This is a genomic window from Bradyrhizobium sp., from assembly GCF_049586575.1.
Taxonomy (GTDB): domain Bacteria; phylum Pseudomonadota; class Alphaproteobacteria; order Rhizobiales; family Xanthobacteraceae; genus Bradyrhizobium.
Genome location: NZ_JBAVCF010000232.1, coordinates 1 through 23,473 on the forward strand (window position 1 = coordinate 1; position 23,473 = coordinate 23,473).

General features: G+C 61.3%; 24 protein-coding genes and 1 pseudogene. 11 read left to right on the forward strand and 14 right to left on the reverse strand.

All coding sequences use genetic code 11. The annotated features are described in order from the left end of the window. From WB528_RS08890 to WB528_RS08905, 4 genes are all read left to right on the forward strand, one after another. On the forward strand, window positions 1–679 hold a 679-nt coding region (locus tag WB528_RS08890; protein WP_423888051.1), incomplete at its 5' end, for an ethylbenzene dehydrogenase-related protein. Next, window positions 679–1,725 carry a 2Fe-2S iron-sulfur cluster-binding protein gene (locus WB528_RS08895; protein ID WP_423888052.1) on the forward strand — a complete coding sequence of 349 codons (1,047 nt, stop codon included), beginning with the start codon at window positions 679–681 and terminating at the stop codon, window positions 1,723–1,725. The genes WB528_RS08890 and WB528_RS08895, both read left to right, overlap by 1 nt. A 70-nt stretch (window positions 1,726–1,795) precedes the next feature. Beyond that, the gene (locus WB528_RS08900; protein WP_423888053.1) at window positions 1,796–2,125 is read left to right on the forward strand and encodes a hypothetical protein; all 330 of its coding nucleotides are present in this window, start codon (window positions 1,796–1,798) and stop codon (window positions 2,123–2,125) included. Between the two features lie 113 nt (window positions 2,126–2,238). Beyond that, a complete protein-coding gene (locus WB528_RS08905; RefSeq protein WP_423888054.1) occupies window positions 2,239–3,051 on the forward strand; it encodes a tetratricopeptide repeat protein in 813 nt (270 codons plus the stop codon). Here the strand turns inward: WB528_RS08905 and WB528_RS08910 are convergent. The 10 genes from WB528_RS08910 to WB528_RS08955 all read right to left on the reverse strand — a co-directional run bounded on the left by WB528_RS08910 (window position 3,048) and on the right by WB528_RS08955 (window position 13,079). Beyond that, window positions 3,048–3,767, reverse strand: coding sequence for a hypothetical protein (locus tag WB528_RS08910; RefSeq protein ID WP_423888055.1), 720 nt, complete (start codon window positions 3,765–3,767; stop codon window positions 3,048–3,050). The two genes, WB528_RS08905 and WB528_RS08910, sit on opposite strands and share 4 nt — an antisense overlap. Before the next feature lie 31 nt (window positions 3,768–3,798). Then, the gene (locus tag WB528_RS08915; RefSeq protein WP_423888056.1) at window positions 3,799–4,440 is read right to left on the reverse strand and encodes a TIGR02466 family protein; all 642 of its coding nucleotides are present in this window, start codon (window positions 4,438–4,440) and stop codon (window positions 3,799–3,801) included. Between the two features lie 95 nt (window positions 4,441–4,535). After that, on the reverse strand, window positions 4,536–6,323 hold the full coding sequence (locus WB528_RS08920) for an ABC transporter substrate-binding protein (RefSeq protein WP_423888057.1): 1,788 nt from the start codon (window positions 6,321–6,323) through the stop codon (window positions 4,536–4,538). 51 nt (window positions 6,324–6,374) lie between these two features. Beyond that, complete coding sequence (locus WB528_RS08925) at window positions 6,375–6,653, reverse strand: DUF2160 domain-containing protein (RefSeq protein WP_423888058.1); 279 nt, start codon at window positions 6,651–6,653, stop codon at window positions 6,375–6,377. 10 nt (window positions 6,654–6,663) lie between these two features. Continuing rightward, the gene (locus WB528_RS08930) at window positions 6,664–7,470 is read right to left on the reverse strand and encodes a carbohydrate ABC transporter permease (RefSeq protein WP_423888059.1); all 807 of its coding nucleotides are present in this window, start codon (window positions 7,468–7,470) and stop codon (window positions 6,664–6,666) included. A gap of 1 nt (window position 7,471) precedes the next feature. Beyond that, on the reverse strand, window positions 7,472–8,359 hold the full coding sequence (locus tag WB528_RS08935) for a carbohydrate ABC transporter permease (protein ID WP_423888060.1): 888 nt from the start codon (window positions 8,357–8,359) through the stop codon (window positions 7,472–7,474). Then, window positions 8,359–9,444: an ABC transporter ATP-binding protein gene (locus WB528_RS08940; RefSeq protein WP_423888061.1), complete on the reverse strand. Its 1,086-nt coding sequence runs from the start codon at window positions 9,442–9,444 to the stop codon at window positions 8,359–8,361. The genes WB528_RS08935 and WB528_RS08940 overlap by 1 nt, the downstream gene beginning before the upstream one ends. 12 nt (window positions 9,445–9,456) lie before the next feature. Continuing rightward, the gene (locus WB528_RS08945; RefSeq protein ID WP_423888062.1) at window positions 9,457–10,596 is read right to left on the reverse strand and encodes an ABC transporter ATP-binding protein; all 1,140 of its coding nucleotides are present in this window, start codon (window positions 10,594–10,596) and stop codon (window positions 9,457–9,459) included. Next, complete coding sequence (gene glpD / locus WB528_RS08950) at window positions 10,593–12,137, reverse strand: glycerol-3-phosphate dehydrogenase (protein WP_423888063.1); 1,545 nt, start codon at window positions 12,135–12,137, stop codon at window positions 10,593–10,595. Before glpD ends, WB528_RS08945 begins: the two co-directional genes overlap by 4 nt. Before the next feature lie 114 nt (window positions 12,138–12,251). After that, the gene (locus WB528_RS08955; RefSeq protein ID WP_423888064.1) at window positions 12,252–13,079 is read right to left on the reverse strand and encodes a DeoR/GlpR family DNA-binding transcription regulator; all 828 of its coding nucleotides are present in this window, start codon (window positions 13,077–13,079) and stop codon (window positions 12,252–12,254) included. Between the two features lie 364 nt (window positions 13,080–13,443). Between WB528_RS08955 and WB528_RS08960 the strand changes: the two genes are divergently transcribed. After that, a complete protein-coding gene (locus tag WB528_RS08960; RefSeq protein ID WP_423888065.1) occupies window positions 13,444–13,644 on the forward strand; it encodes a hypothetical protein in 201 nt (66 codons plus the stop codon). A 198-nt stretch (window positions 13,645–13,842) separates the two neighbouring features. On the opposite strand, the pseudogene WB528_RS08965 reads toward WB528_RS08960, so the two are convergent. Beyond that, a pseudogene (locus WB528_RS08965) lies at window positions 13,843–14,045 on the reverse strand (efflux RND transporter permease subunit); the annotation flags it as partial. Window positions 14,046–14,689: 644 nt separating this feature from the next. On the opposite strand from WB528_RS08965, the gene WB528_RS08970 reads away from it, so the two are divergent. Together WB528_RS08970 and WB528_RS08975 are read left to right on the forward strand one after the other, a co-directional pair. Beyond that, window positions 14,690–15,481 carry an alpha/beta fold hydrolase gene (locus WB528_RS08970; protein WP_423888066.1) on the forward strand — a complete coding sequence of 264 codons (792 nt, stop codon included), beginning with the start codon at window positions 14,690–14,692 and terminating at the stop codon, window positions 15,479–15,481. Between the two features lie 36 nt (window positions 15,482–15,517). Beyond that, a complete protein-coding gene (locus tag WB528_RS08975) occupies window positions 15,518–16,399 on the forward strand; it encodes an MBL fold metallo-hydrolase (protein WP_423888067.1) in 882 nt (293 codons plus the stop codon). Window positions 16,400–16,417: 18 nt separating this feature from the next. On the opposite strand, the gene WB528_RS08980 is transcribed toward WB528_RS08975, so the two are convergent. The 3 genes from WB528_RS08980 to WB528_RS08990 form a co-directional block, all read right to left on the reverse strand. After that, window positions 16,418–16,960 (reverse strand): flavin reductase family protein, encoded by a 543-nt coding sequence (locus WB528_RS08980; protein WP_423888068.1) that lies wholly within the window; start codon window positions 16,958–16,960, stop codon window positions 16,418–16,420. Window positions 16,961–17,021: 61 nt separating this feature from the next. Continuing rightward, complete coding sequence (locus WB528_RS08985) at window positions 17,022–18,608, reverse strand: 4-hydroxyphenylacetate 3-hydroxylase N-terminal domain-containing protein (protein WP_423888069.1); 1,587 nt, start codon at window positions 18,606–18,608, stop codon at window positions 17,022–17,024. A 107-nt stretch (window positions 18,609–18,715) separates the two neighbouring features. Beyond that, a complete protein-coding gene (locus tag WB528_RS08990) occupies window positions 18,716–19,504 on the reverse strand; it encodes an IclR family transcriptional regulator domain-containing protein (protein ID WP_423888070.1) in 789 nt (262 codons plus the stop codon). Between the two features lie 152 nt (window positions 19,505–19,656). On the opposite strand from WB528_RS08990, the gene WB528_RS08995 reads away from it, so the two are divergent. From WB528_RS08995 to WB528_RS09010, 4 genes are read left to right on the forward strand one after another with little or no spacing between them, the layout of a single operon-like run. After that, on the forward strand, window positions 19,657–20,985 hold the full coding sequence (locus tag WB528_RS08995) for an ABC transporter substrate-binding protein (protein WP_423888071.1): 1,329 nt from the start codon (window positions 19,657–19,659) through the stop codon (window positions 20,983–20,985). 19 nt (window positions 20,986–21,004) lie between these two features. Further along, a complete protein-coding gene (locus WB528_RS09000; protein ID WP_423888074.1) occupies window positions 21,005–21,724 on the forward strand; it encodes an ABC transporter ATP-binding protein in 720 nt (239 codons plus the stop codon). Window positions 21,725–21,727: 3 nt separating this feature from the next. Next, window positions 21,728–22,429: an ABC transporter ATP-binding protein gene (locus tag WB528_RS09005; RefSeq protein ID WP_423888072.1), complete on the forward strand. Its 702-nt coding sequence runs from the start codon at window positions 21,728–21,730 to the stop codon at window positions 22,427–22,429. Between the two features lie 16 nt (window positions 22,430–22,445). Continuing rightward, complete coding sequence (locus WB528_RS09010; protein ID WP_423888073.1) at window positions 22,446–23,315, forward strand: branched-chain amino acid ABC transporter permease; 870 nt, start codon at window positions 22,446–22,448, stop codon at window positions 23,313–23,315. Window positions 23,316–23,473 lie beyond the last annotated feature (158 nt).

Genomic DNA, 23,473 nt, shown 5'->3' on the forward strand with positions numbered 1-23,473 from the left:
CGCAAGCCCTCATCCGATTTCTGGCGCACCGGAGACGTTGAGCGGCCGCGGGCTGCATTTTTCGACGGCGGGTTATGCCGACGTTTGGGAGTGGAAAGCGACGAGCGGTTCGACCGGGTGGATGGACGATGCCCATTTTGGCCCGCCGTTGCCGCCGACACCGATGCAGGCGCGCCATATCGTCCCTTACAAGGGGGGATTCGCGCCCGATCCCGGCACAGCCAATTACACCGATAATTTTGCCATCGAACCCGATGAGCGCGGTGGTGTGCGGTTCATCGCGCCTCTCAGGTTACCCAAGGACCCCGCAGCGACGACCGCTGCCCTCGGGCATGTCGACTTTGACCCTACTCACGGTGACGACGATGGCGCTCGCTGGTTCATGACCGAATCGGAATCCGTTCCGTATTCCGCAGGCGACGATGCGCGAATTCCCGCGGGCGCAACCATTCCCGGCGTCATCATTGCAGGTGAATTTACCGGCGATCGGGCGGACGTCCGATGTGCGGCTCGTTGGGCATCCGGGCATTGGGCGCTCGAAGTCGCGCGACGCCTTGATACCGGCAGCGAGTACGACGTTCCGATCAAGACCGGAATCTTCATGCGGGTTGCCGCTTTCGATCATAGTCAGATCAGACATACGCGGCACGTAAGGCCGATCCGGCTGGAGGTGGAATAATGAAAAAGAAAACTTACCAGGTAACGCTGAACCAAAAATCATTTCCTGCAAAATGCGGAGATATTTTGCTCGATGCGGCTTTACTTGCCGGAGTCGACTTGCCGCACGATTGTCGGAGCGGGATTTGCGGTGCTTGTCGCGTGCGCCTTGTCAACGGACGCGTTTTTGGAGGTGAGGAAGAAGGTGACGAAATGATTCATGCCTGCCAGGCGCGGATCATCTCCGACATCGAGATCGAAACCGAACGCGTCCCCGACCAGGTTTCCATTGCCACCCGCGTGGCGGGGATTGTTCGCTTGTCCCCGGACGTATTCGGCGTCGACCTGGAGCTGCCGAAGCCGTTTCGCTATCTTCCCGGCCAGTTCTGCAAGTTGCAATTCCAGGGCTTTCCGGCGCGAAATTACAGCCCGACCTATCCGCTTGAGGGGCGACCGAACAAGCACCGGATGCATTTCCACATCCGGAGATTTCCCGATGGCCTCGTATCCTCCGAACTCGGTCGGGCGATCCGGGTCGGGCATCGCGTCAGGCTGACAGGGCCGTTCGGCAATGCCTTTTTCCACCCCGATCATTCCGGCAGCATTGTGCTGGCTTCCGGCGGCACCGGTTTTGCACCCATGTGGTCGGTGGCGGTCGCAGCAATCATGGAGCGCCCGAAACGGGAACTGTTTTTCGTGGTAGCGGCGCGAAAGCTCCAGTCGCTTTATATGCACGCTGCACTGTGTCGTCTGGCGTTGTTTCCGAACGTCACGATCATTCCGACGGTGTCGGAGCCGCAGAGTGTCACGCCGGCTATCCGCACCGGACGCCCAACCGATCATTTTCCGATATTGTCGCCGAACGACATGGTCTACGTCTCGGGCGCACCCGCCATGACGGCGGAAGTGGCACGCATCGCGAAAGCGGCCGGGGCGAAATGCTATAGCGATCCCTTCCTGGCAAGTGAAAAATCAAATGAACAATATAATCTGGTGCGAACGCTGGATCGCCTGGCTCGATCGTCGGGCAAGGCGCTTTCAAAGGTGACGTCGCGATTTGCATACTGAAGTTGGTCGTTCAAGTAAGGGTCCTCGGAAGAATCCGAGGTAAGAATCTAGACATCGAGCGCGGGCATCATTGCCCAACTGGGTGAACTCGGCCCGGTCTTGTGGAAAAAAACCGGATAGCGTCGACCGGAGACGGATCTCGCTCGGCATCACCGGAAAGGGCCGGACGCTCCTGAGGGAGCTTGCGCCCTACCAGCGCGAGATTGGCCCCGGAACGAAAGTCGCAACCGGCGTCGAGGCGCTCGCTCTGGTGCGCAAGGGCGAGGCCATCGACTTCACGGGCGCCGGCCAGGACCTCAAATTCGACCAGCGCGGCGAATTGCTCGGGCGGCCGTTCCTGCACCAGGTCATTCGCGACGGCAAGGACGTGGTTCTGGGGACCGTTGGCGGCGCCGCTTAAAGCGGCGACCACATCTGGCGCGGGAGCTTCGCTGGCGTCGTCCGCGTTGGGCGACTATGCTGATCGAGGGTTGAAAAACCCTCGTTCGCGATAACAAGCTCGCTGCTGCCGGTATGACCTCGCACGCCCCCGAAGACATCGTTCGCCGCGCGACGGCGGCCTTCAACGCGGGCCGTCGCGAGGAGGCGCGAAAACTCTGCGAACAAGGTTTGGCCGGCACGCCGGGCGAGCCGATGATGAGCCATTTGCTAGCGGCTGTGCTGCTTGCCTTGGGCGAAGTCGAGGCGGCGCGGGCGCACGTCGAGGCCAGTCTTGTCAAACGGCCCGACAATGCGGCCGCGCGCCTGCTCGCGGCGCGCCTGGCCAGGATGGCCGGGGATTCCGACCGCGCGCTGTCGCATCTGGATCGTGCGATCGCGATCGCGCCGCAACGCGAAGCTTTTGTTGAAAAAGCGCGGACGCTCGATCAGGCCGGCCTTCGGCCGCAGGCGCGGCAAGCCTGGAGCGCCATTCTGGATGTCATTCCCGATCACGTCGAAGCCGCCGCAAGGCTGGGCCGGCTCACGTGGGAAGACGGCGAGATCGCGCTCGCGGCAAGGCTTCTGGAACGCGCCACGCAAACGGAGGCGCCGGCGTCCGTGTGGTTTGACCTCGGCCTCGCAAGGCAGGATTTGCGCGATTATGCCGGCGCAGCAGTTGCCTATCGAAAATCGCTCGAGCTAAAGGGTGATCTTGCGGAAGCCGCGTTCAATCTCGGCGTCGTGCTCCAGGAAACAGGCCTGCTCGACGAGGCCATGCGCGCCTACGCGCAAGCCTATCGCCTGCGCCCCGCGAGCTTCGGCAATATTGCGATGGCGTTGACCTCGGCGTCGCATGGCAAGCTGTGGCTCAATGAGGCTGCGCTCCGCCGCGCGCTGGAAGGTTAGAGATTAGACGACGCCCGCCCTCGCCGGGCGCGAAAATGCTTCCGGTAGACGTTGGGGCTTTCGAGAACCTGCGCGAGCGTCTTCTCATAGGCATTCTTGTGCCGTTCGTCGAAGCTTTCGAATTTCAATTCCGGCGCGGTGCGCGGCACCGCGAAGACCTGCGCCACGGGCGTGCCCTTCGGCAGCACGCCGGAGAAATCCGGCTCCAGCCAGACCGCCGGAAAATTGATGCCGCCGTCATGGAAGAGATCGGCATCCACCAGTCCCGTGATCAGGCGAAACGGAAGATCGTCGCGATTGACGGGATGAGTGGCGAACAACGACCACCCGCGCTCGACCTCGATGGTCCAGAAGCTGTTGAACTTGATCGCCGCCTGTCCGTTGCGTGCAAAGGGCGCGCCTTCAATCTGCGACGACGCATGAAAGCTCAGGGGAGCGCGGGGATGTCCCGAGGTCGAAGGCTCCGGAATATTCCAGGCCCATGAAAACGAACTTCGCTCGACCGTTACGTCGCAAGGAAGCGGAATCAAAACGCCATAGGCCATGGCATCGACAAAGGGTGGGCACTGTTTGACGGTGCGGATGTCCCGTCCGTGGAGTTCGGAAGCGGCTTTTGCCGGCATCTCGCGTAGCCAGTCGGGCAGGCCGCCGCGCGCCGGAACCGGCCGCGGCAAATGATCGGCAAGCGCCGGATCGCAGCGAAAGATCATCCGCATGAGGCCACCCGCTTGCCGTTCTTTCCGATCTTCATGAGTTCGGATAAAGGCCCAGATTGAAAGCGATCGATATACGCAGGGAATTGCCGGTGTAGGGGCGTACCGCATGCAACAGGAAGGAAGGAAACAGAAACAAGAGCCCCGCGCGCGGCCGAATGGTCTGCGCGCTTCCCGCGGAACGACCGTCTTCGCCGGCAAATTTCAGCAACGGCGCATGCATCATCGGCGCCGGACCGCGCGGATCGAACATTTCGAACTCGCCGCCAAGCGAGGCGTCATCGGCGCAACCGCCGTCGGCGACATAATAAGTGCCGGACCAGAACGAGCCGGGATGGTAGTGGCACGCGTTCGAACCGCCAGGTCCGATGACGTTGGCCCAGGCTTCGACCTTCCAGTCAGGCTTGACCGGTTTGCCGTGACGATCGGCGGTGAGTTCCGTTGCGACAGACTGGCCGACGGTCAGCACCTGCCGAATGCCCTTGCCGCCCCATTCCACGATGTCGCGCGTCGAATGCCAGCCGCCAATGCTCGACGCGCCGATCGACGGCTGCTCGGCGCGGCGTCGCAAGATGATTTCGGTCAACTCCGCATTGCGCTCGTCTGCATCCGGCAGCATCACTGCGGCCACCGGCGTCGCAAACAACCCATTCACTTCGACTTCAGTGCCAGACATGCCCGGAAAATCTTCGACCCGTTTGATCGCGTAAAAGAAAAGGGGTGGGAACCCTCCAAAGAGCTTCCCACCCCGTTCGTCAAGCGTCAACCGGCTTAGGTTTTCTTGTGCGGGACTTCCGCCTTCCAGCTCTTGATGAGCTCATCGTAGTCCTGCGTGACGCCTTGCGGCTTCTCGTTGGCCAGCTTGCGCTGCGGGGCGACATTGCCGTCCTTCTCGGCCTTGGCGTACCAGTACTCAGCGGGCTTCTCTTCATTGAGCTTCGGCCCGAGCTTGCCTTGCACGCCTGATTTCTCCAGGCGCGCCATGATGGCGTCCTGATCGCGTGCCAGCCCGTCCATCGCCTGCTGTGGCGTCGCCTCGCCGGAGATGGCCTTCGAGACATTCTGCCACCAGACCTGCGCCAGTTTGCCGTAATCCGGCACGTTGACGCCGGTGGGTGTCCACAACTTGCGCGCCGGGCTGCGGTAGAACTCGACAAAACCGCCGACTTTTGGCGCAAGCTCAGTCATTGCATCCGCCCAGATATCGCTCTCGCGGATCACGTGCAGGAACTTGATCGACTTCTTCAGCGAGACCGTCTTCGACACGCAGAACTGCGCGTAGAGCCAGCCCGCCTTTACTCTTTCGGGTTTGGCATACTTCAGAAGCGTCCAGCAGCCGACGTCCTGGTAGCCCAGCTTCATGCCGTCCTTCCAGTATGCCCCATGCGGGCTCGGCGCCATTCGCCACTTCGGCGTGCCGTCGGAGTTCATCACCGGCAACTCGGGTTTTGAGAGCGCCGCTGTGAACGCGCTGTACCAGAAGATCTGCTGGGCGATATGCCCTTGTCCCGGGACAGCTCCTGCCTCGAGGAAGTCCATTCCCGCGGCTTCCGGCGGCGCATACTTCTTGAGCCACTCGACGAACTTGGCGAGCGCGTAGACGGCGGCCGGTCCGTTGGCGTCACCGCCACGGCTCAACGAGGAACCCCGCGGAATGCCGTCCTCCGCGCGGATGCCCCACTCGTCGACCGGTTTGCCGTTCGGCAGTCCTTTGTCGCCGTTGCCGGCCATCGACAGCCATGCGTCGGTGAACCGCCAGCCGAGCGACGGGTCCTTCTTGCCATAATCCATATGGCCGTAGACCCGCTGGCCGTCGATTTCCTTCACCGTGTTGGTGAAGAAGTCGGCAATGTCTTCGTAGGCAGACCAGTTGACGGGAACGCCGAGCTCGTAGCCGAACTTGTTCTTGAAGGCGGTCTTGAGTTCGGGCCGCTTGAACCAGTCGTACCGGAACCAGTAGAGGTTGGCGAACTGCTGGTCCGGCAGCTGATACAGCTTGCCATCGGTAAATGTCGCGAACGACAGCCCGATGAAGTCGTTGAGGTCGAGATTTGGATTTGTAATTTCCTTGCCGTCTCCCGCCATGAAGTCGGTCAGCGAGCCGCCGATGATGTCGTTATAACGGGGATGGGTGCCGATAAAATCCGAGTCGTTCATCCAGAAGTCGTAGATCGGCTTTCCGGATTGGATTTCCGTCGAGATCTTGTCGACAATCAAGCCCTCATCCATCATCTCGTGGTTGACTTGAATGCCCGTAATCTCGGCAAATGCCTTGGTCAGCGTCTTCGACTCGTACTCGTGAATACCGAGAATCTCCGACGCCGTGCTGACCTGCTTCCCCTGGATGGGCGCCGATGCCTTGATGAACCATTCCATCTCAGCCATCTGCTGATCCTTGCTCAGCGTCGATGGTTGAAACTCGTTGTCGATCCACTTCTTGGCGGCACCGACCTGTTGCGCATAGCTCACGGTTGGCGTGAGCAGCGCCGGCGCGCCGACCGCGACCGCTACAGCGGCCGTGCCTGCGCCCTTGAGAACGTCACGACGTTTGATATCCATCTTCCCTTCCTCCCTTTTTTCCTCGCACACAACGCGCGAGGCAGTTGGTAGTCACGCGAAACGAAACATGACGACGGCGAACGGAATGCAGATCGCGAATGCATACCAAAGCTCGCCACCACCGAGTCGGATCCACAGGATGAAAATGAAAGCGGAGCCGAGCAGCGAAACAAAGAAGCGGTCGCCCCTCGTCGTCGGAAACCCCAGAATGCCTTTGCGTGGCGTCTCCGGCCGGTAGATCGCGAGCAAGGTCAGAATGACTAGCGACAGAGCAATGAACAAAAAGAATATCGCCGTCTGCGGCGTCCAGGCCATCCATGCAAATGCCATGTCTGCCTCCCTAAACGCGGCCGAGGGCGAAGCCCTTGGCTATGTGGTTCCGTACAAACCAGATGACGAGCGCGCCCGGAATCATGGTCAGCACGCCCGCGGCGGCGAGCAGCGACCAGTCCATTCCGGAGGCCGAATAGGTGCGCGACATCACGGCGGCGAACGGCAGCGCGTTCGTCGCGGTCAGCGTGGTGGCGAGCAGTTGTTCGACCCACGAGAACATGAAGCAGAAGAATGCTGTGACGCCGACGCCATTGGCGACCAACGGTATGAAGATGCGTGTGAAGAATCTTGGAAAGGAATAGCCGTCGATCGCGGCGGTTTCGTCAATCTCGCGCGGCACGCCGCTGATGAACCCTTCGAGAATCCAGACCGCGAGCGGAACGTTAAACAGGCAGTGCGCCAGCGCGACGGCCCATACCGTGTCGAACAGGCCGACCGCGTAGTACAGATTGAAGAACGGCAGCGCGAAGACGGCGGTCGGCGCCATCAGGTTGGTAAGCAGCCAGAAGAACAGGTGCTTGTCGCCGACGAAGCGATAGCGGCTAAAGGCATAAGCCGCCGGTAGCGCCACGGTCACCGAGATCACCGTGTTGATGGCAACGTAGCTCAGGGATACCAGAAATCCGTGTACCCAGGTCGGATCGTGAAGGATGAAGAAGTACTTCACCAGCGAGGGATGTCGCGGAAAAATCGCAAGGCCCGACATGATGTCTTCGTTGCTCCGCAAGCTCATATTGATGAGCCAGTAGATCGGCAGCAACAAACAGAGAAGGTAGAGAACAAGGCCGAGTTTCGGGAGGATACCGCGATTCATCTCAGTCCTCCTTCAACAGATCGAGCTGGTTCATCGCCGTGAAGAAGATCCAGCACAGGGTGATCGTGATGAGGAAGTAGACGAGCGACATTGCGGCCGCACTGCCGAGGTCGACCTGTCCGAGCGCGATCTTGACCAGGTCGATCGACAGGAACGTCGTCGCGTCGCCCGGTCCGCCGCCGGTCACGACGAACGGCTCCGTATAGATCATGAAGCTCTGCATGAAGCGCAGCAGAATCGCCAGAACGAGCACGCGCTGCAATTTCGGCAATTCGATCTTGAGAAAGACCGCCCAGCGGCTGGCGGCATCGATGCGCGCCGCCTGATAAAATGCGTCGGGAATCGCGCGCAGCCCGGCGTAACTCAAGAGGATGACGAGCGGCGTCCAGTGCCAGACGTCGATCAAGAGGATCGTGAACCAGGCCGACACCGGATCCTGGGTATCGTTGTAATGCAGACCCAAGCCGGTCAGCGTCGCGCCGAACAGACCAATGTCGGCGCGTGCAAAAATCTGCCACATGGTTCCGACGACGTTCCACGGAATCAGCATGGGCAGCGCGATCAGTACGAGACTCGGCCCGACCGCCCAGCCACGCCGCGGCAGCGCGAGCGAGAGCGCGACGCCGAGCGGGACCTCGATCAAGAGAACCACGAACGAGAAGATCAGATTTCGTTCCAGAGCGCCCGAGAAGCGGCTGCCAATTTCAGTGCTCGGATCCAGAAGGTCGCGGAACCAGGTATCGCCGTTCCAGAAGAAATGGTTCTCCGCCATGGCGTCCTGAACCGAATAATTGACGACGGTCATCATCGGCAGCAGGGACGAGAACAACACGATGATCATCACCGGAGCGACCAGCAGCCAGGCGCGGTTGTTGACAGTCTTTCTCATCACGCCACCCCCTCGACGAGCAAGCTGTCGGCATAGACATGCATATGCGCGGAATCGAATTTCAGGCCGGCGACCTCACCGGGAATCGAAACGCCCGGCGGCACTTTTGCTACAAATTTGATGTCGCCGATGCGCAGGCGAGCGAAGCGGACGCGGCCGAGATCGTCGATCCGCTCGATGTTGGCTGACAGCAGGCCGGGTGCGGGGGGCGCGACGTCGACGAATTCCGGACGCACGCCGAGTTCGATCTTCGCGCCGGCCGGCAAACTGTTATAGCTGCGGTTCAGCGTGACCGGGTGGCCGCCGATCCGGGCCTCGCGTCCCCTGATCTCGGTCGGAACGATATTCATGCCCGGTGAGCCGATAAAATAGCCGACGAAAGTGTGCTCCGGCCGGTCGAACAGTTCCGCCGGCGTCCCGCTCTGCACCACGCGACCGTCATGCATCACCACCACGGTATTGGCGAAGGTCAGCGCTTCGGTCTGGTCATGGGTGACGTAGATCATCGTCAGGTCGAGGTCGCGATGCAGCGCCTTCAGTTTCGAGCGCAACTGCCACTTCAATTCGGGATCGATCACCGTCAGCGGCTCGTCGAACAGCACGGCCGCGACATCGGGCCGGACCAGCCCGCGGCCCAGCGAGATTTTCTGCTTGGCGTCGGCGGTCAACCGCATCGCCTTGCGCGACAGATAGGGTGTCAGGTCGAGCAGGCGCGCGATCTCAGTAACCCGCGACTCGATCTCGCGCTTTGGCGTGCCGCGATTCTTCAACGGGAATGCGAGATTCTGTTCCACCGTCATGGTGTCGTAGATCACCGGAAACTGGAACACCTGTGCGATGTTGCGCTTCTGGGTGGACTGCATCGTAATGTCGACGCCGTCGAACAGGACCTTCCCGCGTGACGGTGTGACGATTCCCGAAATCAGGTTGAGCAGAGTGGTCTTGCCGCAGCCCGACGGTCCGAGCAGCGCATAGGCGCCGCCTTGCCGCCAGGTCATCGTGACCGGCTTCAGCGCGAAGGATTCTTCCGGCGCATTGTTGCCGCCGTAGGAATGGGCGAGATCGACGAGGTCAATGCGGGCCATGCGGCATTCTCCTCATGTATTTCTCGTCGACGCGTTTTCTACACGCGAACCGCTGGGCACTTCGCTTGAAAACGCTACGGGATTTGGGGATGCGACCACGCGGCCGGCCGCATCGAACACAAATACATTGTCGGGATCGAGCACGGCATCGAGCACGTGTCCGGGCTGGTATTCATGCACGCCCTGCAGCACGGCGACCCAGTTGGAATCGTCGCGGTTGAGATGCACGAAGCTTTCGGAGCCGGTGATTTCCGTCACGGTCACGGTGGCGTGAAACGCGTGGCGGCCAGGGATTCCGTTGGCGACTTCGAGCTGGTGGGCGCGGAAGCCGACCCGGTAAGCGCCGTCGGCAAGGCCGGCGTAAAGTCCACCCGCGGGCGCCTGGATGCCGCCGGCATATTGCACGGAGCCGTTTTTCTTTTCGATGCCGACGATATTGAGCGGCGGATCGGAAAACACCTGGGCGACCCGGATGGTGTCGGGATGGCGATAGACGAGCGGGGTCGCGCCGACTTGCAACACCTCGCCTTCCCACATGCAGACGGTGCGCCCGCCGAGCAACAAGGCTTCGGAAGGCTCGCTGGTCGCATAAACGAAGATGGCGCCGGACGCTTCAAAGATGCGCGGCAGTTCCGTGCGCAGCTCTTCGCGGAGCTTGTAGTCGAGATTGGCGAGCGGCTCGTCCAGCAACACGAGGTCGGCGCCCTTGACCAGCGCGCGCGCAATCGCGGTGCGCTGCTGCTGGCCACCGGATAGTTGCGATGGCGTCCGGCCGAGATAGGGTTCGAGTTTTAAAAGCCGCGCCGCCTCCTGTACGCGCTTTTCGATCTCGTTCTTCGGCTTGCGCTGCACCCGCAGCGGAGAGGCGATATTTTCGTAGACCGTCAGCGAGGGATAATTGATGAATTGCTGATAGACCATCGCTACCGAGCGTTTGCGCACATCCGCGCCGGTCACGTCCTTGCCGTCTACGAGGACGTGGCCCGATGTGGGTTTGTCGAGACCGGCGAGCAATCGCATGATCGATGTCTTGCCGGACAGCGTCGGGCCCAACAGAACGCTCAACGTGCCGCGCTCAAGCTTCAGCGTGACGTCACGTATCGCTGCGACGCCGTCGATCGACCGCGAGACGTTGACGAGCTCAACGCTCATGGTTGTGCTCCCGTCGCGCCGAGGACGGGTTGAGACGAGACACGGTTGGCGGCAATCCATTTTTCAAGGACCGCAATCTCCTGCGCCGTCAATCGTAGTCCAAGTTTGGATCGCCGCCACACAATGTCTTCGGCGGTGCGGGCCCATTCCTGCGATATCAGGTATCTGACTTCGGCCTCCGTCAGGTTCGCACCAAAGGACTGGCCGAGATCGCCCATGGATGTCGCAGTTCCCAAAATCCTGCTGGCGCGCGTGCCATAGGCGTGCGCGAGCCGATTGGCATGGGGGCTTGCGAGAAACGGATAGTCGCGCATCAGTTCCGCGCACAAAGCGGGGATTGCCGAGACGTCCATGTCGCCGCCCGGCAACGGCGCTTCGCCTGTCCAGCCTTCGCGCGCCTTGGTGCCCTTCAGATAGGGCGCGAGCTTTTGCAGCGCTTCTTCCGCGAGACGCCGATGGGTCGTGATCTTGCCGCCGTAGATCGAGAGCAGTGGCGCGCCGCCGGGCAGGTCGAGCTCGAACACATACTCGCGGGTCGCGGCCTTGGCTTCGCTGGCGCCATCATCGTAGAGCGGTCGAACACCGGCATAGTCCCACACGACGTCTTGAGGCCCGACCGGCTTCGCCAGATATTCGCTGACGGAGGCGCAGAGATACTGGATTTCTTCGGCCGTCGCTTTCACCTTGGCCGGATCGCCGTGATAATCGCGATCGGTGGTGCCGATCAGCGTGAAGTCGTCCTGATAGGGAATGACGAAAACGATGCGGCCGTCGCTGTTCTGGAACATGTAGGCGCGATCGTGTTCGTACAGTTTACGCACCACGATATGCGAGCCCTGCACCAGCCGCACCTTGGCCCGCGCGTTAACACCGGATCCTGCCGCCAGCACCTGCTCGACCCATGGTCCGCCGGCATTGACCAGGACGCGACCGCGCACCGTCGTGCGCTCGCCGCTCACGACATTCTCGATCGTGACTTCCCAGATGCCATCGGCCTGCCGGATCTCGGCGGCGCGGCTGCGCGTGCGGATTTCGGCGCCGCGATTGGCTGCATCGCGCGCCGTGAGCACCACCAGCCGCGCATCGTCGACAAAGCAGTCCGAATATTCGAACCCCTTGTGGTAGCGGTTCGGAACCAGCGGCTTTCCGACCTCGTCACGGCGGAGATCGACCGAGCGCGTCGGCGGCAGCCGGTGCCGTCCGCCGATATGGTCATAGAGAAACAGACCAAGCCGCAGCAGCCAGGCGGGGCGAAGCCCGTCATGATGGGGCAGCACAAAGCGGAGCGGCCGGATGATATGGGGCGCGATCCCCCAAAGGATCTCCCGCTCGATCAGCGCCTCGCGGACGAGACGAAACTCATAATATTCAAGATAGCGCAGCCCGCCGTGCACGAGCTTGGTCGACCAGGACGACGTTCCGCTGGCCAAGTCATTCATTTCGCAAAGAAAAACGGAATTCCCTCGTCCGGCAGCGTCGCGCGCAATTCCGCAGCCGTTAACGCCGCCTCCGATGATCAAGAGGTCGAAAATCCGATCCAAGCGCTTCCCCGGCTCGCCTGTTGGCTTTTTGCGATTTTACTTTCGTTTTGGATTAAATCACAACTAAATGTGAAAGCAACACCGATGGACCGTTTTCCAGTGCTCCCCGAAAAATCAGCGGACGGCCGTGGCTGCGGGGGGTAGCTCGGTGTCGGAATCGTCGGCGTCGAGAGAGTTGGGCATCGCCTCGACCACCTGGATGTCGCGGGTTTGGCAAATCTCGGCCAGCCGCGCCGGCAGGGCCAGGTCGGTCACAAAGGTGTTGATCTGGCTGATATCGGCGATGCGGACGGGCGCGCTGCGCCGGAATTTGGTGGAGTCCGCGACCAGCATCACGCTGCGCGCATTGGACATGATGGCCTGCGCCACCTGCACTTCGCGATAATCAAAATCGAGCAGCGCGCCATCCTGGTCGATCGCCGACGCGCCGATGATGGCATAGTCGACCTTGAATTGCCCGATCAGGCTGGTCGCGGTCGACCCGATCACGGCGCCGTCGGCGCGGCGCACCGTGCCACCCGCGACGATCACTTCGATCCGTGGATAGCGATACAGCAGCATCGCGACATTGAGGTTGTTGGTGATGACCAGCAGGTCCTCATGCGAGGTCAGCGCGCTCGCTACTTCCTCGGTGGTGGTGCCGATGTTGATGAACAGCGAACAGCCATTGGGGATCAGGCTAGCTGCAGCCGCACCGATCGCCTTTTTCTCCTCGGCGGCGACGAAGCGGCGCGCCTCATAAGCGAGGTTTTCGACGCCGGAGGCGATGATGGCGCCGCCGTGGATGCGCGTCAGCGCGTGGTGGTCGCACAGGTCGTTCAGATCCTTGCGGATCGTCTGCGCCGAGACCTCGAAGCGCCGGGCAAGGTCTTCCACCATTACCCGGCCGTGGGCGCGGGCAATATTCAAAATCTCGGTCTGGCGGTTTGAGAGAACGGTCAACCCTGCACCTTGGGAACGAAAAGCATTCCATGGTGCGGCGGTTCGCTTGGCCGGTCAACGTGGCAGATTGGTCGGTGCAGTCGCAAAACGGCCTGCTCGACCGCCTCGATGCATCGGTCGTTTACCTTGCCGGAACAAGGGGTCGGCTGGCTCGTTTCGCGGGCTATTTTTTCGGATTTTTTGTCTCCCTGGTTGCCCAGCCGTGCTAGATATGGTTTCGGTCGCTCCGTCTCCGAGCCCCAAAATTCGGTTCCCGGCAGCTCGGTCGTGAGCCCGGAATCCTGGGACAGTTGAGGCTTTTAATCGCGGGTTTTCGCACCGCCGTAATTCGTTTCGTAATAGAACGATCCAAAAGGGACACAGAATGTCACATGCTTACCGGCTAAACGACGAAGTCCTTCATCGCGGTCAAGGACCGCAAGGGCGGGTGCATCTCGATGTACCGAAGGTCTACACCATCATTCAACGCATGCCCGTCGAGGCAGATGGACGTCTGAGATACCGCATCAAGTCAGACAAGATCGAGCGAGTAGTCACGGAAGACGAGCTTTCGTACTGCCAGTAGATGCCTCCCAGGCGCTTGACCGGCCGCTCAGCTACGTCAACGGTGCTCCGGGCAATGAAGTCTATCTCGCCATCCGCAATGCGGGTGGCAGCGGATTGATCAGCCACAACGACCGGCTCTATCTGCAATTCCGCAACGGCAAACTGGCCGGCTGGAAGGGCGACTGGAGCCGCAACCGGATGTGGCGGTAAAGACGGTCTATTCCGGCGGCGCAACGATCGCACGCGGTTCGAGCCGCGCCCGCAGCCGGTCGATCGAGAGATAAATCACCGGCGTCGTATAAAGCATGAGAATCTGCGACACCAATGGTCCGCCGATGATGGTGATGCCGAGCGGCCGGCGCAGTTCGGCGCTGGGGCCAACGGCCAGAACCAGCGGATGCCGGCAAACACCGCTGCCATGCCGGAAATCCCTTTTCAGACCGGCTGCGCCCCCATTGGCCTCCAAACCATCCACGAAGCCAAATTTCGGCCGGAAGAAATCAATTTCGCGCCCCGACGAAATGGGCATGAAACACAGGGCTGCAACCATTCCCGGGCAATCAACAACGGAGTTGATTCCATGACACGGATTCTTGGTTTCATCTATCGCGAATATTGCCGGTCCTGCTTTCTGAGTTTCAAATATCTCTAGCGGTTTGATCCGAAGCGCCGGCATGGGACGATCGTATTTCCCTGCATCGCGACCGTCTCTGCCGGATTTGCCGCATGGCTTGAATCTGGAGACGATTATGCAACACGAATTGTCATCCATTATTGATTTCGCGCCCGAGGCCGAGATCCGCTCGAAGGCGGAACACCGGCGCACTTAGGAAGTCGCCGGTCTGTTGAAGCTTCTCTTCGAGCGGTGGAGGAGCGGGCTTCGCCAGTCCAAACGCCCGGCTTTCGGCGCGGTTCAACCTTCGCTCAGGCCCGCAACAGCGAGAGAGTAGTTGCCCGCCATATTGAACGCAGATGCCTCTGCGGTTTTTTGACTTGTTCGACACGGCGTTCAGGATAGGAATGGACCCCCGCGCCCCCAAAAGCTCGGGAAGCCGGAACGCCAAATGGAATTCATTGAACTGGACGGCGTGGCGCTGCGCTACGAGCTGAGCGGCAAGGGTGATCGTACCCTGATGCTGGTCCACGAAATGGGCGGCTCGCTCGAAAGCTGGGACGAAGTTGCTCCGCGGTTCGCAGGATCTCGTCGCGTCTTGCGCTTCGATACCCGCGGGGCGGGACTGTCGCAGAAGGTGCGCGGCGAACTCAGCCTCGACACTATGGCCGGGGATATTGCAGCCCTGCTCGATGCGCTCAAGATAGCCGGCAAGGTCGCGCTTGCAGGCGTGGCCGTCGGCGGCGCCATCGCGCTTCATTTCGCTGCACGGTATCCGGAGCGCACCAGCGCGGTTGCGGTCGGCAGCCCGGCCACTGGCATTTCGCCGGACCGCCGTCCGGCCGCGCTCGAACGTCTCGCCAGGATTGAAGCCGATGGGATGGCATCCGTTGTCGAGGACGCGATGCTGAACGGCTATGCCCCGGAATTGCGCAGCGACACCGGACGATTCGAACAATTCCGCGCGCGCTGGCTCGGCAACGATCCCGCAAGCTATGCCACGATCTGGCGAATGCTGGTGAATGCCGAGATGCAGGACGAATTAAGCAAGCTGCGTTGTCCGGTGCTGGTGATTGGCGGCAGTCTGGATCGCGTGCGGCCGCCGCCGTTCGCGCAAGCCGTCGCCAAAACGATTCCCGGGGCGCGCTATATCGAACTGCGCACCGGACATTACATGGCGGTGCAGACGCCTGATTTGATCTCTGATTGTATCGACGAGTTTCTCAAAAACGTCGACGCCTGATTGCGTCGGTGTGCCACAGCATCAAGGCTCTCCCACATGACAACGCAACCCGCGCAGCAAATCCCCGGCGTGTATCACCGCAAGATCGGCGATATCGTCGTCACGTCCATCAGCGATGGCTATCTGGACGGCAATCTCGAGGTGATGCGCAATGTCGATGTCGATAAGGCGCATCAGATTTTAAAGGACGCATTCCGCCCCGCGCGACGAACCAGCGTCAATACCTTTCTGATCCACTCAAAGGGCCGCACGGCGATCATCGATACCGGATCGGGAAATTATTTGCTGCCCACTGCCGGTTTCGTTCAACGCAACCTTGCCTCCGCCGGCATCGATCCGAAATCAATCGACACCGTGCTGTTGACGCACATGCATCCGGACCATTCCGCTGGTCTCACCGAAATGCAGAGTGGCCGGTTGCTGTTTCCGAATGCGGAACTGGTGATGCACGAGAACGAACTGCCGCACTGGTTCGACGATGGCGCCATGGCGAAGGCCGACGAGCGGTCGAAGAAACTGTTTTTCCTGGCGGGCCGCGAACAGGTCGCGCCCTACCAGAACCGCACGCGCTTGTTCAAGCAGGGAGAAGTCTTTCCCGGCGTCACCGCCGTGCCGAGCCATGGACATACGCCGGGCCACACCGCCTACCTCGTTGCATCGGGCGACGATCAGCTGATGATCTGGGGCGACACCGTCCACGTGCCGGAGGTGCAAACGGCGTTTCCCGAGGCCGGCATGGCCTTCGATACCGATTTGGCTATGGCTGCGGCCTCGCGCAAACGCATGTTCGATCGAGTGAGTTTTGACCGCGTGCTGGTTGCCGGCATGCATCTGCACTTCCCGGCCTTCGCGCGGCTCGCCCGGCGGGGCGACGCTTACGCGCTTTATAATGAGGCCTGGGTTCACGCGATGGATTAGATCGGCGCCACGCGCTATTCAACCGGCGCGCTGAAAACTTCCGTAAGTGCCTTTGTGGAACACCAGCGGACTGCACGTGATGTCTTCGCCGGAAAGCACCTCGCCCAGAATGATGTCGTGGTCGCCCGCTTTGTGGATGGTCGCGACCCGGCAACAGAGCTGAGCCGCCGCACCTCGTAGCAGCGGAAGTCCGTCGGCGCTGAAATCGATCGCGACATCTGCAAAACGATTGTTTCCCGCCTTTGTGAAGCGGGCCGGCAGAGCGGACTGATGCTGGCCGAGAACATTGACCGAGAACAGCCGTCTGTTGCGAATGGCCACTCCGGTCGTGCTGCCGTCGCTGACACAGAACAGCAGCATGCAAGGCTCAAGCGACACCGATGTCAGCGAGTTGACGGTCGCACCGAACAGCTCGCTGTTCCATTCCGTCGTGATGACCGCGACCCCGGTAGCAAACGATCCCATTACGGAACGGAAGCGGTTGGGATCGATGGTGCCATGCAGACTTGTGGCCTGCGAGCCCTGAGGCTGCATGGAAGACGACGAGAGCGGTGTGTTCATCTCGCTTGGATCTCCTGGAGCCATCGGGAGCAGCGAGGCCACTCCCGATGTTGGCGATGTCTTACTTCTTCATCATGTGATAGCTGAGCTCGCCGGGATCGGTGAGGTCGGGCACCTTCCAGCCATCGAGGTCGTATTCGGCCATGCAGTCCTCGGCAAATCCCTTGAAGCGATCTGCGTTGCCGGACGCTTGCGCGCCGAACAGGCAGTAGCGGCGGATTTCCTCGGTCGAGCCGCCGTAGTTGATCTCGTAGAGCTCGTGCCGGCCGCCGAATTCGCTGCCGATACAATCCCACAACAGCTTGAGCAGTTTGACGCGTTCCTCGGCCTTGTAGCCGTTCGAGCCGCGCAAGTAGCGATCGAGGTAGGGACGGATCTCGGCGTTCTTGAAATCGCTGGAATGGCTGTTGAGATAGATCAGCCCGGACGCGACGGTCTGCTCGATCAGGTATTTCACCTTGGTGTAGGCCATCGTGGCAATGATCTGGTAGGCGTTGCCCGGATCCATGTTCGGCAAGAGATAGTCGCCGATCCATGGCTTGGGATCGCGGACCATCGCATCCGAAAGGCTCCAGAACAGGTTGCGCCAGGCGATGACCTCGCCGACATTGGCCTGAACGCCGCGATAATCCTTGGTGCCGGCGGCTTCAGTCGCCTTCAGCAGAAGCCCGCTGATGAAGTCGAGCTTGACCGCAAGCCGCGTGCAGCCATGCACGACGAAACGCGGCAGGAAGCCGGTGCGCGGAAAGAAATTGTTCGCCTTCTCGATGTCGCCATAGACGAACACGTTCTCCCAGGGGATCAGCACCTTGTCCATGATGAACACGGCGTCGTTTTCATCCAGCCGGCTCGAGATCGGATAGTCGAACGGGCTTCCCATCACGCTCGCGCTCATCTCGTAGGAGGTGCGGCAGATGAACTTCACGCCGGGCGCGTTGGTCGGCACCATGAACACGGCGGCGAATTTCTTGTCCTGCAGGGGAATGAGGCCGTGATGCGCGACGAAGGTGTAGTTCGTCAGCACCGAACCGGTCGCGACCACCTTGGCGCCGGAGACGACGATCCCGGCATCGGTCTCCTTCTCGACATGGCAGCAGACGTCGGCGACTTCGTTCGGCGGCCGGTCGCGATCGACCGGAGGATGGATGATCGCGTGATTGATGAAGGGCACGCGCTCCTGGCTGAACTTGTACCAGCGCTTGGCGTTCTCCTGATAAGGATCGTAGAAATCCGAGTTGGCGCCCAGCGTCGCAAGGAATGCGGCCTTGTAATCCGGCGCGCGTCCCATCCAGCCGTAGGTGATTTTGGCCCACTCCGCGATCGCGTTACGGCCGGCGATCATCTCATCCATGGTTTTCGGCGCCTTGAAGAAGGCGTGAGTCATGCCGCCATTGCCGGTATCGGTCGGCAGCAGGATCTTGTCCTTGCGGTCGCCGTGGAGCGCATCATAGAGGCGGGCGACCATGCGCGCGGTGTTGCGGAAGGCAGGATGCGTCGTAACGTCCTTGACCTTCTCGCCATAGATGTAGACGGCGCGTCCGTCGCGCAGCGAGTCGAGATATTCCTGTCCGGTTTGCGGACGACTGACCTTGACGTTGCCGGTGTTCTCCGGCGCGCTTGCCTGTGCCGCGGTTCCCCTGCCTGCCATTCGCGTGCTCCCCGTCGATATGTTCGATTATCGAACTCTTGTCCGTATTCCGAACTTACCGTGACGATACGGCCGCGTCCGCCGATTGGCAAGGGGAAGGGTTTTGGTCAGACCATGGTCGAGGAGACCTGCTCGGAAAGGCGGTTGAGCTCAGAGAGAAACCGGTCGCGCATCTCGTTGCGCGTCGTTCGCGTCGCATGAGTCGACAGATTGATGGCGCCGACGGCCTGTCCGCTGCGATCGAGCACCGGCACAGCGAGCGCTCGCAGGCCGCGCTCGAGTTCTTCATCGACGATGGAAAATCGCTGGGCGCGGTCGTCGCGGATGCGGTCGAACAGCGCTTGAAGGTCGGTGATGGTTTGCGGTGTGTAGGCCTCGATGCGCTGCGACTTCAGTCGCCGCCAGATCTCGGCTTCGTCCAGATAGCCGAACAGGACGCGGCCGAGCGCCGTATGCATCGCCGGCAGCCGGCTGCCGACCGACAGCGTCGTCGACATGATTCTGCGGGCCGGTACGCGCGCGACGTAGACGATATCGTTACCTTGCAGGATCGCGGCCGAGCAGGTCTCGCCGAGCCGTTCGCTGAGTTCGCGCATCAAGGGCTGCGCGCGATCGATCCAGCTCTGTGTCGAGAGATAGGCAAAGCCAAGGTTGAGGATTTGCGGCGACAGTGAAAATGTCCGGCCATCCTGCTCGACATAGCCAAGCTGGTTGAGGGTGCGCAGCACCCGGCGCGCCGCGGCCCGCGACAGGTCCGCCACCTGGGCAGCTTCGGACAAGGTCATGGTCGGCCGCAACCTTCCGAACGCGCCGAGCACGGCGAGGCCCTTGGCGAGCGTCGTCATGAATTCCTTGTCGTCCGGGTCGCCCTGATAGGGGCGTGGCGCTTGCGGCATGAGGCGGCCTGTTGACTCCGTGAGGACCTTGGAAGAGACTGCTCGACATACGAACGCATGTTCGAATACCGAACGCCGGTCCGTCTGTCAATCGACTTAAATATCGACTTCGACAATGAGAATCCGGCGCATCCAGAGGGGAGGACGCGCAGATGACCAGCCACAACACCTGTTCGATTCATCGTCGTGCGATCGACCGCCGCACACTGCTGAAATATTCGGCCGCTTCCGGCGCCATGCTGTCGGTTGGATTGAAGTCGCCGGCGATCGCGCAGACGCGCCCGGTCAAGCTCGGATATGTCTCGCCGCAGACGGGTCCGCTTGCCGCTTTCGCTGAGGCCGACAACTTCATCATCAGCAATTTCAAGGAAGCGACCAAGGCCGGCATCAAGGTCGGCAACGCCACTGTACCGGTCGAAGTGGTCGTGAAGGACAGCCAGTCGAACCCGAACCGCGCCGCCGAGGTCGCGAAGGATCTCATCGTCCAGGACAAGATCGACCTCATGCTGGTGGGCTCGACGCCCGAGACCACCAACCCTGTTTCGACCCAGTGCGAGATCGAGGAGGTGCCGTGCATTTCGACCACGGCGCCATGGCAGCCCTGGTTCATCGGCCGTCAGGCCAATCCCGGCGGTGGGCCGCCTGCCTGGAAAGGCTTCAACTACACCTACCACTTCTTCTGGGGGCTAGAAGACGTCATCGCCGTCTACACCAACATGTGGAGCCAGGTCGCGACCAACAAATCCGTCGGCGGACTTTTTCCGAACGACGGCGACGGCAACGCCTGGGGCGACAAGGTCGTCGGCTTCCCGCCGGTTCTGGACAAGCAAGGCTACAAGCTCACCGATCCCGGCCGCTACCAGAACCTCACCGACAATTTCTCGGCGCAGATCGGCGCGTTCAAGGCTGCCAAATGCGAGATCATCACCGGCGTGGTGATACCGCCGGACTTCACCACATTCTGGAAACAGGCCTTGCAACAGGGATTCAAGCCCAAGGTCGCCTCGATCGGCAAAGCGATCCTGTTCCCCGTCGCTGTCGAGGCACTGGGCAAGGATGGCAACAACCTGTCGTCGGAGGTCTGGTGGACGCCGCACCATCCGTTCAAGTCCTCGCTCACCGGCATCAGCGCCAGGGATCTCGCGGCCGCCTACGAGGCCGCGACCAGGAAGCAGTGGACGCAACCCATCGGTTTTGCGCACGCGCTGTTCGAACTCGCGGTCGATGTGCTCAAGCGCACGCCGGACCGCGACGGCAAGGCAATCGCCACAACCATTGCAGCGACCAATCTCGATACGGTTGTCGGCAAGGTGCAGTGGAACGGCGCGAACCTGCCGCCATTTGCCGCCAAGAACGTCGCCAAGACGCCGCTTGTCGGCGGCCAGTGGCGTTACAAGGACGGCAAATATGATATCGTGATCACTGACAACAGGACGGCGCCGGCGATTCCCGTCGCGGGCAAGATGGAAGCGATCACCTGATCGTGGGCCTTATTGGCTGATCATGCTGCTGGAAGTCGCCGGTCTTAGGAAAAGCTTCGGCTCGATCGTCGTCGCGGATGACCTCGATCTAGCCGTAGCATCCGGTGAGGCCGTCGGCATCATCGGGCCGAATGGTGCGGGCAAGACCTCGCTGTTCAACCTGATATCAGGCGAACTCCCGCAAGACGCCGGTGTCATCCGCTTTGACGGCCGCGATCTTGCGGGGCTGGCCCCGCAAGGACGCTGCCGCGCCGGGCTCGGCCGCACCCGCCAGATTCCGCAGCCGTTCGAAAAGCTCACCGTGTTCGAGAATCTTCTGGTCGGTGCGGTCTATGGCCGGGCCAAGACCGAGCGCGAGGCGGCATCTGCCTGCGGCGAGATCCTCGATCGGCTTGGCCTGCTCAAGCGCGCCAACACGCTCGCGGGCTCGCTGACGCTGCTTGAACGAAAGCGGCTGGAGATGGCGCGCGCGCTTGCCACCGAACCGCGGCTGTTGCTGCTCGACGAGATCGCCGGCGGCCTGACGGAGGCAGAGTGCCTGGCGCTCGTCGGCACGATCAAAGACGTCAGACGCACCGGCGTTGCGATCCTGTGGATCGAACACGTCGTGCATGCGCTGAACGCCGTCGTCGATCGTCTTGTGGTTCTCAATTTCGGACGTAAGGTCGCTGAGGGAGTGCCGCAGGACGTGATGCAGCTTGCTGAAGTGCGTCAGATCTATATTGGCATCGAGGCCTGAGGCATGCCGCTACTCGAGACCCGCAATCTCACCGCCTTCTATGGCGACTTCCAGGCGCTGTATGGCATCGACACGACGCTGGAAAAGGGCGAGACCATTGCCATCATCGGCGCGAATGGCGCCGGCAAGTCGACCTTTCTCAAGGCCATTGCCGGCCTCATTCGCGCCTCCGCCGACAGCGTCCTGCTTCAGGGCACGCCGATCGGCGCGCGCGCAGCGGCTGATATCGTCAAGCTCGGAATTGCGCTCGTGCCCGAAGGACGGCGGCTGTTTCCTTCGTTGACGGTCGAGGAAAATCTGAAGATCGGCGGCTATGGCAACAAGACGAAGGGCGCCTGGACGCTCGATAGGGTCTATTCGCTGTTTCCTGTTCTTGGGAAGCGGCGCTCTTCCGCGCCGTCGACGCTGTCGGGCGGCCAGCAGCAGATGGCGGCGATCGGCCGGGCCTTGATGTCCAATCCGCGTATTCTTCTCTGCGACGAAATCAGCCTTGGGCTTGCGCCGATCATCATCGCCGACATTTATGCGGCGCTTCCGCAAGTCAAGGCCGACGGCACCAGCATTGTGCTGGTCGAGCAGGACATTGTTCAGGCCATGAAGGTCGCCGATCGCGTCTATTGCTTCCAGGAGGGCCGCCTCTCGCTCACCGGCCGCCCAAAGGATCTGACGCGCGAGTCCATTCACCGCGCCTATTTCGGGCAATGAGATGGCGGGATGGGAGATGACGGGCTGGCTCGACGCACTGATCCAAGGCATACTGCTCGGCGGGCTCTATGCTTTGTTTGCTGCCGGGCTATCGTTGATCTTCGGCGTCATGCGGCTCGTCAACCTCGCCCATGGCGACTTCATCGTGGTCGCCGCCTATATTATTCTGCTGGTGGCGGGCCAGTTTGGCATCGATCCTTTTGTCGCGGCGCTGATTGCTCTTCCGATCCTGTTTGTCACAGGCTTCGCGCTTCAGCACGTCCTGCTCAATCGCACCTTGGGGCGCGATCTCTTACCGCCGCTGCTGGTGACGTTCGGCCTGTCGATCATCATCCAGAACGGGCTGTTGCAGCTATTCTCGGCCGACAGCGTGCGCCTGCGCTCCGGCGCGATCGAAACCGCCTCGATCGCGCTCGGCGGCGGCATCGCGGTCGGCGTCGTGCCACTGCTAACGCTGTTGTCGGCGATCGCGGTGATCGTGTTCCTCAACTTCGTATTCTATCGCACGGCCATCGGGCAGGCGTTTCGCGCGACTTCGGATGATCTCGAAATCGCTCAACTGATGGGAATCGACGTCAGTCGAATCTTTGCGATCGCCATGGGGCTGGCTTTCGTGGTGATCACGATCGCGGCGCTTTATCTCGGCTTGAGGGCGAATTTCGATCCCACCATCGGCCCCGCACGCCTGCTCTACGCTTTTGAGGCCGTGATCATCGGCGGCCTCGGCAGTTTCTGGGGGACGCTGGCGGGCGGAATTGTCCTTGGCGTGGCGCAGACCATCGGGGCGCGCATCAATCCGGAGTGGCAGATCCTGTCCGGACATCTGGCTTTCCTCATCGTGCTGGTGATCAGGCCGCGTGGCCTGTTTCCGCGCGCGCTGGACTAAGAGGAAGCGGCGATGGAAGCTGACACCCGCGAGCTGAAGCAAATGTTCCACATCGAGACGCCAGGCGCCGCTTCGCGCCTTTCCGCCATCATCATCGGCATTGCGTTGCTCGTGGCCGTGATGTTGCCCGTCTTTGCCGGCCGCGACCTGATCCAGAA

What these genes read in the sequence shown, in the direction of transcription:
- WB528_RS08895 (WP_423888052.1), top strand. Translation starts at nt 679, where the DNA reads ATGAAAAAGAAAACTTACCAGGTAACGCTGAACCAAAAATCATTTCCT.
- WB528_RS08905 (WP_423888054.1), top strand. Translation starts at nt 2,239, where the DNA reads ATGACCTCGCACGCCCCCGAAGACATCGTTCGCCGCGCGACGGCGGCC.
- WB528_RS08910 (WP_423888055.1), bottom strand. Translation starts at nt 3,767, where the DNA reads ATGCGGATGATCTTTCGCTGCGATCCGGCGCTTGCCGATCATTTGCCG.
- WB528_RS08915 (WP_423888056.1), bottom strand. Translation starts at nt 4,440, where the DNA reads ATGTCTGGCACTGAAGTCGAAGTGAATGGGTTGTTTGCGACGCCGGTG.
- WB528_RS08920 (WP_423888057.1), bottom strand. Translation starts at nt 6,323, where the DNA reads ATGGATATCAAACGTCGTGACGTTCTCAAGGGCGCAGGCACGGCCGCT.
- WB528_RS08925 (WP_423888058.1), bottom strand. Translation starts at nt 6,653, where the DNA reads ATGGCATTTGCATGGATGGCCTGGACGCCGCAGACGGCGATATTCTTT.
- WB528_RS08930 (WP_423888059.1), bottom strand. Translation starts at nt 7,470, where the DNA reads ATGAATCGCGGTATCCTCCCGAAACTCGGCCTTGTTCTCTACCTTCTC.
- WB528_RS08935 (WP_423888060.1), bottom strand. Translation starts at nt 8,359, where the DNA reads ATGAGAAAGACTGTCAACAACCGCGCCTGGCTGCTGGTCGCTCCGGTG.
- WB528_RS08940 (WP_423888061.1), bottom strand. Translation starts at nt 9,444, where the DNA reads ATGGCCCGCATTGACCTCGTCGATCTCGCCCATTCCTACGGCGGCAAC.
- WB528_RS08945 (WP_423888062.1), bottom strand. Translation starts at nt 10,596, where the DNA reads ATGAGCGTTGAGCTCGTCAACGTCTCGCGGTCGATCGACGGCGTCGCA.
- WB528_RS08960 (WP_423888065.1), top strand. Translation starts at nt 13,444, where the DNA reads ATGTCACATGCTTACCGGCTAAACGACGAAGTCCTTCATCGCGGTCAA.
- WB528_RS08970 (WP_423888066.1), top strand. Translation starts at nt 14,690, where the DNA reads ATGGAATTCATTGAACTGGACGGCGTGGCGCTGCGCTACGAGCTGAGC.
- WB528_RS08975 (WP_423888067.1), top strand. Translation starts at nt 15,518, where the DNA reads ATGACAACGCAACCCGCGCAGCAAATCCCCGGCGTGTATCACCGCAAG.
- WB528_RS08980 (WP_423888068.1), bottom strand. Translation starts at nt 16,960, where the DNA reads ATGAACACACCGCTCTCGTCGTCTTCCATGCAGCCTCAGGGCTCGCAG.
- WB528_RS08985 (WP_423888069.1), bottom strand. Translation starts at nt 18,608, where the DNA reads ATGGCAGGCAGGGGAACCGCGGCACAGGCAAGCGCGCCGGAGAACACC.
- WB528_RS08990 (WP_423888070.1), bottom strand. Translation starts at nt 19,504, where the DNA reads ATGCCGCAAGCGCCACGCCCCTATCAGGGCGACCCGGACGACAAGGAA.
- WB528_RS08995 (WP_423888071.1), top strand. Translation starts at nt 19,657, where the DNA reads ATGACCAGCCACAACACCTGTTCGATTCATCGTCGTGCGATCGACCGC.
- WB528_RS09005 (WP_423888072.1), top strand. Translation starts at nt 21,728, where the DNA reads ATGCCGCTACTCGAGACCCGCAATCTCACCGCCTTCTATGGCGACTTC.
- WB528_RS09010 (WP_423888073.1), top strand. Translation starts at nt 22,446, where the DNA reads ATGACGGGCTGGCTCGACGCACTGATCCAAGGCATACTGCTCGGCGGG.